Annotated in this window: 12 protein-coding genes and 1 pseudogene; 10 read left to right on the forward strand and 3 right to left on the reverse strand. The window is 47.1% G+C overall.

What is annotated here, in order from left to right; all coding sequences use genetic code 11:
* Positions 1–10: 10 nt before the first annotated feature.
* The 6 genes from traF to BLP80_RS07325 all read left to right on the forward strand — a co-directional run bounded on the left by traF (position 11) and on the right by BLP80_RS07325 (position 5042).
* On the forward strand, positions 11–571 hold the full coding sequence (gene traF, locus BLP80_RS07300; RefSeq protein ID WP_090541816.1) for a conjugative transfer signal peptidase TraF: 561 nt from the start codon (positions 11–13) through the stop codon (positions 569–571).
* Positions 568–789: a conjugal transfer protein TraD gene (locus tag BLP80_RS16510; RefSeq protein WP_090541818.1), complete on the forward strand. Its 222-nt coding sequence runs from the start codon at positions 568–570 to the stop codon at positions 787–789. Before traF ends, BLP80_RS16510 begins: the two co-directional genes overlap by 4 nt.
* Positions 776–3757, forward strand: coding sequence for a zincin-like metallopeptidase domain-containing protein (locus BLP80_RS07310; RefSeq protein ID WP_090541820.1), 2982 nt, complete (start codon positions 776–778; stop codon positions 3755–3757). Before BLP80_RS16510 ends, BLP80_RS07310 begins: the two co-directional genes overlap by 14 nt.
* A gap of 133 nt (positions 3758–3890) precedes the next feature.
* The gene (locus tag BLP80_RS07315) at positions 3891–4286 is read left to right on the forward strand and encodes a type II toxin-antitoxin system RelE/ParE family toxin (protein ID WP_090541822.1); all 396 of its coding nucleotides are present in this window, start codon (positions 3891–3893) and stop codon (positions 4284–4286) included.
* Positions 4258–4572: a helix-turn-helix domain-containing protein gene (locus BLP80_RS07320; RefSeq protein ID WP_090541825.1), complete on the forward strand. Its 315-nt coding sequence runs from the start codon at positions 4258–4260 to the stop codon at positions 4570–4572. The genes BLP80_RS07315 and BLP80_RS07320 overlap by 29 nt, the downstream gene beginning before the upstream one ends.
* 56 nt (positions 4573–4628) lie before the next feature.
* Positions 4629–5042 carry a hypothetical protein gene (locus tag BLP80_RS07325; RefSeq protein ID WP_090541827.1) on the forward strand — a complete coding sequence of 138 codons (414 nt, stop codon included), beginning with the start codon at positions 4629–4631 and terminating at the stop codon, positions 5040–5042.
* A gap of 147 nt (positions 5043–5189) precedes the next feature.
* Here the strand turns inward: BLP80_RS07325 and BLP80_RS07330 are convergent, their stop codons facing one another.
* Positions 5190–5522, reverse strand: a complete 333-nt coding sequence (locus tag BLP80_RS07330) for an HU family DNA-binding protein (RefSeq protein ID WP_090541829.1) — start codon at positions 5520–5522, stop codon at positions 5190–5192.
* Between the two features lie 1059 nt (positions 5523–6581).
* Between BLP80_RS07330 and blaOXA the strand changes: the two genes are divergently transcribed.
* From blaOXA to BLP80_RS07350, 4 genes are all read left to right on the forward strand, one after another.
* Positions 6582–7364, forward strand: coding sequence for a class D beta-lactamase (gene blaOXA / locus BLP80_RS07335; RefSeq protein ID WP_090541831.1), 783 nt, complete (start codon positions 6582–6584; stop codon positions 7362–7364).
* A gap of 124 nt (positions 7365–7488) precedes the next feature.
* Complete coding sequence (locus tag BLP80_RS07340; RefSeq protein WP_090541834.1) at positions 7489–8091, forward strand: DJ-1/PfpI family protein; 603 nt, start codon at positions 7489–7491, stop codon at positions 8089–8091.
* A gap of 698 nt (positions 8092–8789) precedes the next feature.
* Complete coding sequence (locus tag BLP80_RS07345; protein ID WP_143002250.1) at positions 8790–12014, forward strand: NACHT domain-containing protein; 3225 nt, start codon at positions 8790–8792, stop codon at positions 12012–12014.
* Positions 12015–12152: 138 nt separating this feature from the next.
* Positions 12153–13292: a hypothetical protein gene (locus BLP80_RS07350; RefSeq protein ID WP_090541836.1), complete on the forward strand. Its 1140-nt coding sequence runs from the start codon at positions 12153–12155 to the stop codon at positions 13290–13292.
* Positions 13293–13717: 425 nt separating this feature from the next.
* On the opposite strand, the pseudogene istB reads toward BLP80_RS07350, so the two are convergent.
* Together istB and istA are read right to left on the reverse strand one after the other, a co-directional pair.
* Positions 13718–14539: pseudogene (gene istB, locus BLP80_RS07355) on the reverse strand (IS21-like element helper ATPase IstB).
* Positions 14532–15728, reverse strand: a complete 1197-nt coding sequence (gene istA / locus BLP80_RS07360; RefSeq protein ID WP_371128817.1) for an IS21 family transposase — start codon at positions 15726–15728, stop codon at positions 14532–14534. Before istA ends, istB begins: the two are co-directional and overlap by 8 nt.
* Between the last annotated feature and the right edge of the window lie 256 nt (positions 15729–15984).

The following is a 15984-nucleotide window of genomic DNA, read 5'->3' on the forward strand; positions in this document are numbered from 1 at the left end:
AGTCAACTTCATGAAAAAACCCATCAAAATCCTGGCTGTTTCTGTTCTGGCAATGAGCGTAGGCTTGTTTGTGCTGAGTATGGGTGCAAAAGTCAGCGGGATTTATATCAATACTACGCCAAGCTTGCCATTGGGTTTTTACAGGGTCGTTGATGAACCGATTGTAAGTGGCGCTTATGTCGCCTTCTGCCCACCGCAGCATGCGGTTTTTGATATGGCCAAGGATAGATCCTACATCCATCAAGGGAATTGCCCGGGTGGCTATGGGTTACTGCTGAAACGTGTCTTTGCGCTATCTGGAGATACGGTTTCCATCGATCAAGCGGGCATTCTAGTTAATGGTGAACAGTTACCTCATAGCACCCAGTTAACAGCAGATGCTGAAGGACAGCCATTACCGCAATACAGGCTTAAAGCCGTGCTGGATGATGCTGAGTACCTGCTTCTGTCCGATTTGAATCCGCAATCCTTTGATGCACGCTATTTCGGACTGATTCAGCGTCATCAGATTCAACAGGTTGTCCGCCCAGTTTTTACCTGGGATCACTCATTAAAGGAGTCAACGCCATGAATAGACCGCAGATGGATGCTGAATCAAACAATCCTGACATAAAAGATTCCGTCATACAGGAAAAGCTGCTCGATGCAGAAATACCGGGCTTCCAGGCTGAGTTTGATCCGATAGAAGCGGAAAGGCTGGGCGCATTCAAGGAAGACGCCTTGAGTGAACAAGATGCGCTGGATAGCACGATCGATCATCCAGCGGAGGCTGAAGATGAAAGAGGCTAAAAAAGCTTTTCATGAACAAGTCGCCGAGCATCTGATTGAGCAACTCAAGCAAGGCGTCGCACCCTGGCAAAAGCCGTGGAAGCCCGGTGATCTGCTGGCCGCATTACCTGTCAATCCAACTACGGGTAAGCGCTATCGGGGAATTAATAGCCTGAACTTGATGAGTCGATCGCATATTGATCCGCGCTGGCTGACGTATAAGCAAGCAGCAGCTCTTAACGCACAGGTGCGTAAAGGTGAAAAAAGCACGCTCGTGCAATACTGGAAATTTACTGATGAGCGCATCAAAACCGATGATAACGGAAATCCTGTTCTAAATAGCGAAGGCAACCCCATTAAAGAGCAGGTCAGGCTGGAGCGCCCCAGAGTGTTCTACGCATCCGTATTTAATGCCGAACAGATGGATAATCTGCCAGAACTCACTATCAAAGCCCCTGACTGGGACCCACAGGAGCGGGCTGAACACATATTACAAGTATCCAATGTCGTGATTCGCCATGGTGAGGCAGACAATGCATTTTACCGGCCATCAACAGACAGTATCCACCTGCCGCACAAGCATCAGTTTCCAACACCGGATCGCTACTACGCAACCGCACTGCATGAACTGGGCCACTGGACAGGACATGAAGCGCGCCTCAATCGTGACCTGTCGCATCCATTCGGTAGCGAAGGTTATGCAAAAGAAGAATTGCGCGCCGAGATTGCCAGCATGCTGCTCAGCGGTGAGCTGGGGATTGGTCATGATCCAGGACAGCATGTCGCTTATGTGAAGGCATGGATAAAAGTGCTACAGGAAGATCCCATAGAGATATTTCGTGCAGCCGCTGATGCTGAAAAAATCCAGGATTATGTACTGGCATTCTCACAACAACAGGAAATCGATGCGCAGGAGACAATCAAGATGAATCAAATCCAGCAAAACAACGCCACTGATATACAGAGCCTCTCACCTGAATTGGCAACCATCGTTACTCGCAATATCAAATGGTTTAATGATCTGACACAAGATATGCCAAGCAAGCAGCAGGATACCCTCACGCTGGTTGCCGATGAACTCAAATTTTTGAGAGGCGGCAGCATTGATAATCTGGAGTTTGAAGCGGTCGCTCAAGACAGGCTAGGGTTTAGAATTGCGGCTGAATGGAATGGACAGATACAGGTGCAGGGTAATACGATTCAAACCGATGAAAATGATAATGAGTCGATCGTATCCGCCCATTCACTGAATACCGAGCCGCAATTCTGGGGTGTTTATGCGAGGCAGGAAGATGGAACATTCCAATGGCTCAAAGACTGCGATTCTGAGCGAGAGGCGCGAGATTTGACGGATCTGCTCGCACTCATTGATGCCGCTGCTGAAAAAAACGAGTATGAAAAGGCCGTCAAGCTCGCCAACATCCATGAAAACCGTGTTCGGCATGACCCGCATCGTACTGAAGAAACGATATCAGCAGCTAAGGAACAACGCAAATCCGCTGAATCCATTGCAATGCAAAAGGAGCAGGATTATCAAATACAGATTAAAGACAGGGAGAGCAAACAAATACATAGGGCCGATAGGTCCGAGCAAGGCGCTTCAGCGCATCAAAACCAACAAACCCGTCAACGAGCAAGCCAACAAAACCATGACAATACGCGTCAATACCTGATGGTTCCTTATCCAGAAAAAGACCTGGCAAAGGCCGCGGGCGCGCGTTGGGACAAAACGGCCAAGGCTTGGTATATCGGGCCCAAAGCGGATATTCGTACATTGCAACGCTGGCTACCGGAGAATATTTCCAGACAGCAGGAACCGGCCATGGATCCTCACATGGAATTTGCTGAATTACTGCAAGCTCAAGGTTGTCTGGTTGATGGCAATCATCCGCTGATGGATGGCAACAAACACAGAATTAAAATTGAAGGCGATAAGCCCGGTGAGAAATCGGGTTTTTATGTGGCGCATCTGGATGGACATCCTGCCGGATATTTCAAGAACAATCGCACAAGCTTCGAGACACGCTGGAAGGCCAAGGGATATTCCCTAACGGATGCACAAAAAGCAGAGCTTGTGGCGCAGGCCGCCATCAAGCAGCAGAACAGAAAAGCCGAACAACATGCGCAGCAAATTAAAGTTGCTGATGCGCTTAAAGAATTGCTGGCAAACGCACCTGCTGCCAATTCCGGGCATCCTTACTTGCTGGACAAGCAGGCAAGACCGGGGGATTTAAAGATCGTGCCACAGAATACGGATGATTTATCGGTCGGTTCAATCATTAAAATTGGTCAGGACTGGCAGGAAGTCAAGGCTTTGCGCGAGGAAAATCCAGACAGTATTGTACTGACGGCCGGTGATTTATTGCTGGCTGCCCAAGATGTTCACGGACAAATCTGGAGTGTGCAAACGATACAAGCAGGTGGAGCCAAGCTTTTTGCAGCGGGTAGTAGAAAGGAGAATAACTTTCATGTCGTGGGCAATAAAAACCAGGGATTGGACGCAGCCATCAACGCGCTCCCTGCCATTGTGATTGCTGAAGGCTATGCCACCGCAGATACGCTATCCCAGGCGCTGGATTATCCTGTCATCGCTGCGTTTGATTCAGGTAACCTGCAAAAAGTCGCGCAGGATTTGCATGATCGATATCCACATAAGCCCATCATTATCGCGGGAGACGATGATCATCACCTGGAATCCACCCTAGGCAAAAACCCAGGTAAGGAAAAAGCATTGGAAGCGGCGGCATTAGTGAATGGGTCTGCAGTATTTCCAACTTTTGCACCTGAGGAACAGGACGCACAGAAATTAAATGATTTTAATGATCTGGCCAATAAAAGCGCGCTGGGTATTGAGGCCGTTAAACGACAAGTGGGATCGGTTGTAGAGAAAGTAACTCAGCAAGCTAAACAGGTCAGTTTAGCGAAGTTACAAACGCCTATTGAACCTAAGCGGCAGGAAATCAAGCAGAAACGGGCACTGGTCAGGTAATATAAATCCGCTGTTATTTCTTTAGGTGACATCCTCATTGAATATACGAAGGCACTCAAAATGATTTGTGTTATAGATTTCGGCTTGCTATATATATCACTGAGTGCTATATTATATTTAAGGCAGATACAGGATGATAATTTACAAGACACGATGGTTTGATCGTTGGGCAAACAAACAAGGATTAACCTCGCCCAGTCTTTGCGCCGCCGTGCGTGAGATGACTGAGGGACTGTATGATGCCGACCTCGGCAATGGGCTGCTGAAAAAACGAATTGCGCGGCCAGGCCAAGGAAAGAGAAGCGGCTTTCGCACATTGGTCGCCACCAACAAAGGAAACCGTTGGATATTCTTATTTGGTTTCCCAAAGAACGAACGTAGCAACATTGACAAAGATGAAGAGGTAGCGCTAAAGCTGTTGGCTGTTCACCTGCTGTCACTGACAGAACAGGCGCTCGATCAAGCACAACATGCGGGAGAATTAATGGAGGTTAATTGCAATGCGCAAAACCAAATCAACCATTCTTGAGGCTGTACATGACACGGCCAAGGGTTTACACAAGGCCGGCGTGTTGGATCAGGTTACGCTGCGCGAATTCGACCGATTGTGTTTGCCGCCTATTGAACCGTTGGGACCGGAACAGATAAAACAAATTCGCGAAGCTACACGAGTTAGTCAGGCGGTGTTTGCTGCCATACTAAATACAAGTGTTTCGACAGTACAAAAATGGGAGATCGGACAGAAACGGCCAACAGGTACTGCTCTTAAGTTGTTACATCTTGTGCAAAAGCGCGGTCTGGAAGCTGTCGTCTGAATGGGTTAATTTCCTTCTCTTGCAGCAATCTATGTACTTACGCAGCAGGGGCACCTATGTGCGGTGGTATTGAATACCAGGATCAGAAGATTTATTTCCCGCAACTGGATGCGCGCTTGCCGGTGCGTTTGCGAGATGGCAATGTGACTTGGGTAACGTGGGGCAGGCGCAAGGATGAAGCCATCGGTAAATTTCCCAATGGCGGCTGGGCGCGGCTGAATTCCATCAAAAGCGGCAAATGGAAGCCCTGGCGCCCGAGACCGGTTTTAATTACCGCTGACCAGTTTATGGAAAAAGACCCTGACAATCAATCCCACTGGATAGAACTGGGTAAGCGGATGGCGATTCAAGGATTATTGGCCACAAGAGAGGAAGAAATCCGGGTTTATGTGGTGACTATCAGCACGCCACTTGAATATGCCTGGATGTATGACCGCTGGCCGAGATTGGTTCGATTGACGGATCAATAGTCGTTCAGGTTTTATTTGGCTTGCTCGATAAAATAACTGTAGCCGTTAACAGAGCCTACAGTGTGATTTTTTATATTACCTTCACCTGGGAATTGTTCTTCCTGAATGATCCCTTGGATTCTTTTAATCAAAACTTATCTGATCGTATTATTTCTTTTTTTCAGTTTTCTTGGACTTTACTGATTTAGATGTATTGGATTTCTTTACAGATGCTGCAGCGTCAGACAATGCTTTACCTGGCTTGAATTTAACGACCTTTTTGGCGGGAATTGTCATGGTTACACCCGTCGCTGGATTGCGGCCTTCACGACTTGCACGCTCTGTAATCGAGAAAGTGCCAAAACCCACTAACTGAACATCGTTGCCGCTTGCTATGGCATCTTGAATAACTTCCAGCAATCCGTTCAATAGGGTAGTTGTTTGGGCTTTGGTGGTATTTGAATGAGCAGCAACGGCTTCAATCAGTTCAGTCTTGTTCATGGGGACGCCCTATTAGTGGTTTAAGAAGTGAATGGTAATCTAGCTGGATATATCTATAAATCAATAACTTTTAATCGTCTTTGTTTCTTGTCGCTTGAATGTTTTTTTATTTGCAAATATACGACAGAATAAATTCCAATTCCAAATGAATAGCTTTTAGGATTGTTAAATGGATGGTATTTCCTATTTAGGCGGGATTATGTGGCCGCGTTGTTTCGTTACAATTATTCTCTTTGCTTCATTACCAGTCAATGCAACTATTGTTTATAACTAGCCAGAATATTTCATAAATTGGCACGTGTCCTCACTTGCCTTTTGATTAATAAGAAAGATTTTGCTCAGTCGGATGTATGAATCACTACATCATTCCTTCTCAAAACTTCCCTATTAATCAAAATCCTGCGTGATCATCACGCGAATTTATGAAATATTCGGGCTAGATAGTGCAAGGTATGACGCCAAACAGCATTACATTAATCGGTGAATCTCACCAACGTCCAGAGTCTATTATTTTCTTTGAATCACTGGTCACGCATTGCCTGCAACTGAATCTTTAAAAAGTTTGATTATCTCATTGTGAAACTATATCTTAAACTTTGTTTTATGAAACCGCAATAAGAAGCCACAGAATCAATGGCTTAGAGTTCAGCAGGACGTGCAGGCCCGGGTTTGATAAAACGAACGTATTATCAAACTCTTGAATAAAGGTAAAAGTGGTAGGTACGTGAAAAATGACTGGATTGAATGGTTGCCCGGTTTCGGTATAAGCAAAGCGGACACTGGCGATGAGCCAATATGGGAATTATTGAATAGCTGTTCCCAATCCTAACCGGTCTATTCATTGTGTCTTTCAAATGTCCGTTCAGGCTAATATTTCGGTCATTCGATATGTGGTTTTTGGAATTATCCCGATCTGTTTATCACGTCAAAAAGAGCGCTATCCCGCCTAGTGTTTAAGCGTTTCAAGCTATTTTTAAACTTGTGCTTGTGCTTGTGGTTGACTCAGTTTCGGCGTAAATATACCGACCTGGATATTAACTTGTTAGGCAGAAGGAAATTATGAAGCACCTACTCGCTGTGGTATTTGTACTGTTTACATTTCGAGCCTATGCCGTTGATTGGGAAGAAAGCGACAAAGTAGCTGCCATATTTAAAGGCTCCGACGTGAACGGCACGTTCGTTCTCTATGATGTCACTGAGCAACGGCTAATTGGCTACGACAAAGCTCGCGCTGAAACACGCTATATTCCGGCTTCAACGTTCAAGATTCCCCACTCGCTGATCGGACTTTCAGTTGGTGCGGTAGAAAGTGTTGACGAGGTTCTGCCTTATGGCGGCCAACCACAGCCGTTCAAAACTTGGGAGAAGGATATGGGATTGCGCGATGCGATTACTCTGTCCAATGTCCAGATCTACCAAAGTTTGGCTCGGCGTATCGGCTTAACGCGTATGAGCGAGAATCTTTCACGGCTTGATTTCGGAAATGGAGAAATAGGTACTTCCATCGATACCTTTTGGCTGAATGGCCCACTCAAAATCAGTGCTGTGGAGCAAACTCGTTTTCTTGCTAAGTTGGCTCAGGGGGCATTGCTGTTCCCCCAGTCGGTTCAGAAGAGCGTTCGCGAAATCGTTCTAATGGAGCGGGGAGAATATTGGGCGCTATATGGTAAAACGGGTTGGGAAAACGCTCCTAACCGAGGTATTGGTTGGTGGATCGGGTGGGTACAAAAAGGCGATCGTGTATATGCGTTTGCATTGAACATGGATATTCAGCAAGCAACCGATGCCAACAAACGTGTAGAACTAGGCAAAGCAAGCCTTAAAGTGTTGGGGATACTGTGACAACTAAACAGATGCCTAACAATCGCACGCACTCGGACAGCAAAAGGCGCCCTTCGCTCTGCCTTTTGCTGTCGGTGATGCACAGCGTTAAGCATTAAACAAGCACCACACACAGGACAGTACCATGCACATCGCCATACTCACCTTCCAAGGCTTTAACGAACTGGACTCGCTAGTCGCACTTGGTATTCTCAATCGAATCAAAAAACCCGCATGGCGTGTGACCTTGTGCTGTCCTGATCCAGAGGTCACGCCGATGAACGGTGTCACGCTACGCGCTCAGTCATTGCTAGAAGATGTCCAGTCGGCGGACGCTGTCATCGTAGGCAGTGGAATGCAAACTCGGGAGGTCGTCGCAAATCCAGAATTGATGGCTCGCCTTATGCTAAATCCTGAGCATCAACTGATTGGGGCACAGTGTTCCGGTACCCTGATCTTAGCTAAGCTTGGTCTACTTGGAAAGGTGCCGGCATGCACCGATCTGACAACCAAACCTTGGGTACAGGAGTCAGGCGTCGAAGTTCTGAATAAGCCTTTCTATGCTCAAGGAAATGCTGCTACAGCCGGAGGTTGTCTTGCTTCTCAGTACTTGGCTGCTTGGATCATTGCACGGATCGAAGGAATAGAAGCCGCAGCAGAGGCACTTCATTATGTAGCACCTGTTGGTGAAAAGGATGAGTACACATCCCGCGCAATAGAGAACATAACGCCTTACTTGCCACGATGATGCCTAAAGGTAACGAAGCAAATTAACTCAAGTCAGCTTTGTTTGGGTTGTATTAATATCTTGGCCTAACACGGCGGTCAAAGGGACTGGCCGCCCGTTGGCGGTTTTGAAGTTTTGGTTTTTTCAGGTTCGGCGGCTTCGTTTCGCTTTCGTTAGCGACCAGCCCCTTACCTCCACGTTATGACAATCTGCTTTGGGGATTGTCCTGTCATGCATCTCATCCGCGATCGGCAGGTTATGGCACACTACGGCAGGTCTGCTAACCGTAAATTAATTAATTTCCAATGGCTGCTTTCATTGGAAGAGTCTGTAGTTTTTATTTACAGCTAAAGCGAGCCCTGAGCGATGTTTGCAGGCTGTTGGCAAATAATGCCGGCCTATTGGCAATTAATTCGGGCCGAAGGGGTTGGCTATTGGCAGTTAATCCGGGCCGAAAATCGCGATGTTTGCAGGTCCTGGGATTTATGTTTGCAGGCCGTAACAGCTAGGCCTTACATAAATTTTATCGAAAGAGCCAAAGCGACCAAGTGAGCGGGTCATTAGAGTCACTAAATATATCGGTAAATCAAGCAAGCGCCGTCTAATTTGCTGTTCTCATTTGCTTTTTGATACAGTTTTGTAGATATGATGTACTTAGAAACTGAGGTTTGAGAAACTGCTAACGAGTCGTTTCTGAATTGTTGAAGCGCACGCCCAAAATGAACGATTTTTCAAAGATACACTCCTTCAGCCACGGCCAACGCCACTCCTTTGAGGAACTGGTTTGCCAACTTGCCCGACTAGAGACCTTACCGGAGCACTCAGTGTTTAGACGGGTGGAAGGCTCGGGAGGTGACGGCGGCGTCGAAGCCTATTGGATAAAGCCCAATGGAAAGAAAACAGGGTATCAAGCGAAATATTTCCTTCGCTGCGGAGATATCGATTGGGATCAGATCGACAAATCCGTAGCCCAAGCACTGGCCTCTCATCCGGAGTTGGAATGCTATGTGGTAGTCTTGCCGTGTGATTTAACTGATAGATCCGGAAAAAAGCAGCGCGGACAGACAGGTTGGGAGCATTGGGATTCGCGCGTTAAGAAGTGGGAAGCAGAAGCCGCCAGAATCGGCATCAAAAACATCACGTTTCAAGCATGGTCAAAGAGTGAGCTGATTGCTCGGCTAGCTAAGAGAAATGCGGAAGGCCTCAAAGAATTCTTTTTCGGAGATGTACAGCTATCCATCCAATGGTTTGGCAATAAAATTCAAGAGACCATTCTTGCACTTGATGAAAGGTTTCATCCGGAAGATCATGTAGATGTTCGTATTGAGAGATTGTTTTCCGTAATCTCACGCGCCCCTTCATATTGTGAAGAGCTATTGAAAGCGTTAGATGCGATCGGAAAATGCGCGATGCCCGGCAAGCGACTATCAGCACTCCAACTGAACCCTGAGGAGCAACTTTTCGATGAGTTACAGAAGGCATTTGTGGAGCTCCTTGGTATTGATGATCAAATTAACCTTGATCTCCAGCATGAGTGGAATACGGAAAGTTGGTTTGATCTTGCAAACAAACTTCTAACTACAAATGACAAACTTCAAGAGTGGTATTGGCAATATGACAACTCACTCAGCAAAGATAGTCACGAGAAATACGATCTGAGGCAGCTCATTCGGGAAAACAGAAAGCTTAATGAATCTGTTGATCTACTAATCAACTACCTGCGCTCCCGATATATGGATGCAGAAAAGGAAGGCTTTGCTTTCATTCGCGGAAATGCGGTCTCTGGCAAGAGCCATTTGCTGGCTAAATGTGCAGACAACGCAATCAAGCACAAGCAACCTGCAATTCTCCTTCTAGGGCAGCGGCTAAATGATAGCGAAATATGGACCCAAATATCCCAAATCTTGGGGTTGCCAGGACGATCCGCAAATCAAGTCTTGGGTGCGTTGGACGCGGCAGGTAAATCAACGGGCGTCCGAACTCTATTGTTGATTGACGCAATCAATGAAGGGGTGGGAAGCAGATACTGGCGTAATCAAATTGCCAGCTTGGTTCACAAAGTCAAAGGATTTACGCATGTCTGCTGCATTATTTCGTGCCGATCAGAGTACTTTGAGTTAGCGGTTCCAGGCGCTATTGCAAGACAGTTTCCGGTTTTCGACATTCGGGGCTTCGAAACTCCAGAAGAACAACTGCATGCTGCCCGTGTCTATTTAGATCGACGTGGCATTGCTCGTCCCAGCACTCCGTGGTTATCACCGGAGTTCGTAAATCCGTTATTCCTTCGATCAGTTTGCCTATCGTTGGAACAGGATAAGAAATCAGAGCTCCCGTCGGGCCTAACGGGTACGAGAATGATACTAAAGTACTATCTCGATAGTATCGGACGCAATATCACGGAAAAGGAAGGTAGTACCATTTCCCTTGCTCCCAAGCTCGGACGAGCAGTACTAGGTATCGCTGGGAAGATGCTTGAGAGGCAAGAAGATTTCTTGGAACTTGAGAATTGTCGTAATGCAATCAATACCCACTTTCCCAATATTCGTCCACAAACTGAGTCCGAATGGTTGTTAGTTTTCATGAACAACGGGCTTTTGCGAAAGGATCCCAATCCATCGTCTGAAGAATTTGACGACGAAGATGTCGTACGATTCAGCTTTCAACGTTTTCAAGACTTTCTTATGGCAGAAGAATCTCTCAAGAAGATCAAGAAGGTTGATGGTTTGTTTGACGAGAAAGGCCCGCTGGGATTCTGCATCGAAGGAGACCAATCCGCATGGAAATGGCGTGGTCTCATGGATGCGCTGGCTGTCGCTTTGCCGGAAAAACTCAAAATTGAATTGGTTGATGCGCTTCCTGGTGGGTATGCAAAATGGTGGAAGAATTGGAGTATACAAGAAGCTTTCGCTGAAAGTGTGAAGTGGCGAGCACGCTCTGAATTTACTCAGCGGACGCTGGAGTTGCTCAACAATTACGAATACTGGCACCCAGAGCAACTCGAACTACTTTTGCAGGTGGCGGTTTCTGCTGACCATCCGTGGAATGCTGAGTTACTCCATAGAAACCTAGCGAGACGCAAGCTACCGGATCGGGATGTTTTCTGGACGAGATGGGTTAACGCTCAAACCAATGATGCAGATTCCAGCGTAGGAGTCTTGATTGAATGGTGTCGAACCGGACAAGCTCCGCATACCAATCCTGAAAACCAGCTTCTTGCCGCTTTGGTTCTTTGCTGGCTTTTCACATCCTCGAACCGGGCTATTCGCGATAAATCTACCAAAGCATTGGTTAATATTCTATTGGCCGACGAAGATATATTTCCGAAACTTCTGAATAAGTTCGTCGATGTGGACGATTTGTATATTCTTGAGCGATTGCTGGCTGCTGCATATGCTTCATGCTGCCTTAGGCCAGAACCGGAGCGGCTGAGTAAGTACTCGGAAGCAACCTTTGAACACATTTTCAAGGATGGTTTCCCGCCATTCGGTATCTTGTTGCGCGATTATGCGTTGGGCATTGTTGAGCTCGCATCTTATCGCTCTATGCTGCCGAGTACAATCAACTTAGAGCTTTGCAAGCCGCCGTACAAATCGCCAAAACTGCGTTTGACCATTTCTGAAGAGCAGCTCAACGAAATCGCGAAGAAGGCTGGGGACGACGAAATCGTTTACTCTGCCACGAGTATGGGAGATTTTGCACGCTATGAAATCGAGCCACGGATTGGGCACTTTCACCACATTCCTCTGGATCAGGAAATTCTTTTATCTGACGAGCAAAAAGCCCGTGTATTCGAAAACGAGGTCGTAGACCATGATCGTCAGAGAATGCAGGCATTTGAGCGGTTAAGGGGTATCACGAATCCGTACAGCTACGGGCTCATATCGCTAGTATTCGGAACAGAGCCGAAAAAACCAACCCAGGATCAAATCAATAAGTGGCGATAGGATCTGACTCTTGCAGAAAAATCCTTTCTCAAGCTTTTGTCCGATGACGAAGTAAGCCGTTTTTGCTCCGATGCCGTTCCGTATCTCTATAAGCGAAGACACGGTAATCGAGAAAAGAGAAAATTCGACCTAAACGCGATGAAGCGTTGGGTTGCGAAGCGCGCTTACGACTATGGCTGGACACGAGAAAGGTTTGAGCATGATCGGGCCCAAATGGGGCGTCATTCTCGTGACCGACCAAGCGTTGAGCGTATCGGTAAGAAATATCAATGGTTTGCACTTGGTGAGCTTTTGAGTAGATTGACTGACAATTACTGGATGGAAGGGGAGTATAGAAGTCTTCCTAAACCCTATAGCAACCCACTCGATATCGGTTTCGAGCGTGACATTGATCCGACAATTATCGACGAGAAAGCGAACCACGCGCCAGTTTCACAAACTCTCAATAGTTGGGCCTTCGAGCCTTGGATTAATCTGGATCAGGTTGAGGAAAACCGATTAGTCTCTTGGCCTTTTGAAAAAGATCCTGCGACGAGTCTTAAGACACTGCCTTTCAGAACTGACTCTGATGGAGTAAAGTGGGTAGTTCTGTACGAGCACCAATCGAAAACAGAAAAATATGATGGAGACCGTATTGGTGAACACGGTTCACGTATGCAAGAGTTTCGATTTCTTGCGACTGTCATGGTGAAGACCAGCCATGCCAAGGAGATCGCGGAAAAATTTAGAGCCCAAGAAAAAATCGATATCATGCATTGGGCTATATCGGACGTGACCGATGCGGCTTTCCTTCATGAAGCACCATGGCGGAATACATGGAGTCAGGAAAAATGGCTTTTTGATAGCTGGAGGTTACCTACCGGGGTTGGTTACGCTCAGATGGCAGTGCACTATGTTTGGGAGTCGCATTTGGATGCCGCCTTGCCAGACGGGTATTCAAGTCACCTACCAGCTCCTTGGCTTACCCAAGAGCTTAATTTGTACGCAGATCGTGCACATGCGGGAGTATGGCGTGATCAGGATAATGAGATTGTTTTCCGTGAGTTTAAGGGCGAAGAAGGTGGTACAGTCTTCCTTCTAAGAATGGATAAAGCTGCGGAAGTCGTTGGCGGCGAGTACACATTCCTGACTGTTCTTATTTCAGAAAGAAATGCATGGCCTGGAGGAGGCAATTCGAATGTGTCCTGGCGCCGCGCCGAGGGTGTCTGCTGGAGAGACAGTCATGGAATGAAAGTTTCCACTTGGAGTCACGATATCCGTAACGGCGCTTGTCAATGACGGATAATAGGGTCGCTGATACCTCAACACCTGGCCCAGATAATAGGACTTGAACGTCCGGTAACCCGACAGATGAAACCCCACCACGATTGTCATGATTTCGCTTAGACACAGTTCCCTTCGCTGCCGACGTCGCTTCAGCGCCAACTCCAACAAGCGCTGCTCCCACCACGGTTCAAACCTCTGACAAAAGTCGTCAATCGCACAAAAAATCGCTATAGTATCCATAAGAACCTGACTCCTCTCGTAATGAAGCCCTTTTCCAAAATAGCTTGTCAATGACGGAGCAAAAAGGTACCAAATAGCGCGCGAAGAGTGTACCAGTTAGGTTAATAAAAAAGAGGGATTTGACCTCTGGTTTTGCGCTTCTGATTTTCATTATTTTTGGAGTTCAGGTATAGCGCAGTGTGCTTCCCCCACATCATTTATATCGGTTTGAGATTCTCCTTTTCTGTAGATTTGGACTGTATTGCCTGTTTATGTCGTTTCTTGCTTGTAGCTAAGCGGTAAGATTCTCCGTTCATTTCTAGGATATGGACATGATGGGTCAATCGATCCAGTAACGCACCGGTTAATCGTTCCGATCCCAGAACACTTGTTCACTCATCAAACGGCAAATTAGACGTGACCAGGGTGGCAGCGTGTTCATAGCGGCGACTGAATACTTCGAACAGAAGCTCTGAACCCACTGCAGTAAATGGCACATAACCCAGTTCGTCGATGATCAGCAACTTGACGTTGGTCAAGTGCTTTTGTAAGGTACGCAATCGCTTTTCATCGCGCGCTTCCATCAACTCATGCACCAGCGCTGCAGCTGTCGTGAATAAAACACTCATGCTTTTCTGACAGGCAGCCAATCCTAAAGCCAATGCGGTATGAGTTTTACCAACACCTGAGGGACCCAGCGCAATGATATTCTCGCGCTTATCGATCCATTCACAGCGCATCAATTCCAGTACCAGCGATTTGTTCAATCCAGGAATCGCAGCAAAGTCGAACGTATCCAGGCTTTTAATGACTGGGAATTTCGCCTGACGTATGCGCCGTTCGGTATTCCGCCGTTCACGATCAATACATTCCAGTTCACACAATCGCAATAAATAGCGTGGATAATCAACATCCTCACGTGCGCATTCGATACCCACCTTTTCATATTCACGTGCAAAGGTGGGTAACTTCAGGGTCTTGAAGTGATTGATCAGCAAGACTTGCGGCGCAACCATGGTAGGAATAGACGTATCAGTCATAACGCGCCTCCATAGTTTGCTGGTTTGCTTGGGGCATTCGCAACAAGCTTAAGTATGATCGTGGTTCGGTGGATTTCACGCTGGCACGGGGTAAATAGGGATAGAGCGTTAAATCGAGCTTGGCAGGTCGTTGCTCTATCGCGCACAGAATCAAATGCTTGATGGCATCAAAACCAATCGTACCGAACCCCATCGCTTGTTTGATTGCCTGCTCAACTTGCGTTAGGCTAAAATTCTCCAGCAACCGCAAAACCTGGATATATTCCTTGCGGCCACGGCGTTCCATGCGGACATCCAACACGCGCCGCAACCGATCGAATACTTCAGGCAGAACCCAATCTTGCAAGGGAGCCGCTTGATCGAGTGCACGTGGCTTCTGTTCTAACAATGCCAGGTAGTGCAAGGGATTGTATATGAATTCTTCGCGACCATAGCTGCGCGCGTGGCGCACAATGATGTCTGTGCCCAGGCAAATGTCGACATGATCCACATAACCTTTGACCAATACTTCCCGGCGACCGTATTGAGTAGGCACCGAGTAATCGTTGCTTCGATAACGCACGAGCGATAATGAAGATACACGCGTGGAAATCTTATGGCAGGCATCAAAAGCAACTGCAGGTAAAGCCATCAATGCAGCTGTATCGCGTTTCATGCGCTCAGCGATGGTTTCAGTTTGACCCCGCAACTTGGCCTGTTGGCGCTTGATGCACCCATCCAGCAATTTTGCGTTCAGGGCATTAAAATCGGCAGCAATAGGTAGCGGCACCATGAAGTGACGGTGACTATAACCGACCATGCCCTCAACATTCCCTTTGTCGTTGCCTTTGGCCGGTCGCCCAAACCTGTCTTCGAACAGATAGTGGCTCTGCAGCTCGCTGAATGCCTTGGTTCGCTGGCGTTTGCCATCACCCAATATCTTCGTTACTGCAATCTTGGTGTTGTCGTACAGAATCGATTGCGGCACTCCACCCAAAAACGCGAAGGCAGTAACGTGCCCGTCCAGAAAGGATTCGGTATCTTCAGTTGGATAGGCTTTGACAAAGCAACCATCCGAATGGGGTAAATCAAGGCAGAAATAATGAAAGCGAACCAGTTTGCCGCCAATATAGCCATCGGCTTCACCAAAATCTACCTGGGCATGACCAGGCAGGTGTACCAACGGCATGAACATTTCTTTTTGCCGAATTGCAGCCTTGTTAACCCATCTTTAACCTCATCCTGCTAAATTCCCTCCCTTTTTCCGTTTCGTATATTTCTAGCTAACTGATATACAAAGCTTTGTATTTTGTGGCACGCTCAAATACGTAATATAGTGCCATAATATTATGGAGATATCTTGTTTTATCCTCCGCTTTGTAGTAACGTCGCGCCTATGTTTATCCGACGAACTCAAACCCGCAGCAATGCTACTGGGGAGCGCTATTACACTTATCGGCTGGTTC

The organism is Nitrosomonas sp. Nm132, from assembly GCF_900100485.1.
GTDB lineage: Bacteria > Pseudomonadota > Gammaproteobacteria > Burkholderiales > Nitrosomonadaceae > Nitrosomonas.